This is a genomic window from Pseudomonas sp. 22082, from assembly GCF_052046055.1.
In the GTDB taxonomy this organism is placed as follows: Bacteria; Pseudomonadota; Gammaproteobacteria; order Pseudomonadales; family Pseudomonadaceae; genus Aquipseudomonas; species Aquipseudomonas pharyngis.
In genome coordinates this window covers 1-382 of the sequence record NZ_JBQEQB010000058.1, presented here as the reverse complement: position 1 = coordinate 382, position 382 = coordinate 1, and the positions used below count along the sequence as shown (strand labels likewise).

General features: G+C 61.3%; 1 pseudogene. It reads right to left on the bottom strand.

What is annotated here, in order from left to right:
• Positions 1-382, bottom strand: a pseudogene (locus ACTJK9_RS29590) (RHS repeat protein); the annotation flags it as partial.

Genomic DNA, 382 nt, shown 5'->3' with positions numbered 1-382 from the left:
ATCGCGCCAAACCTGATAATCGACCGCAACCAGATGCGCTCGCTCATAGCGCAGCAACAACGAACGACCAGCGCCGTTGTCGAGGCGCTCAACGCGATCCAGACGATCCCGCGTAATACGCAACCGGTTACCGTAGGCATCGCTGACAGCCGTCAGACGCCCAACCCGAAAGTGATAAAACCGCGCAGCGTCCCCCGCCAGCGCAACAATCAACTCCTCCGGCTCATCTCCCAGAAAGATCGCCGCCCGCGACAAGCTGTTGTGGATTTCCGGCCGCTCGACACTCGGCAGCGGAAACCGCGTACGCCGGTTCTCGTGATCCACCCAGACCACCGAAGCGCCATCAATCTCCAGCCGATGCGCCAGCGAATGACTCCAGCCA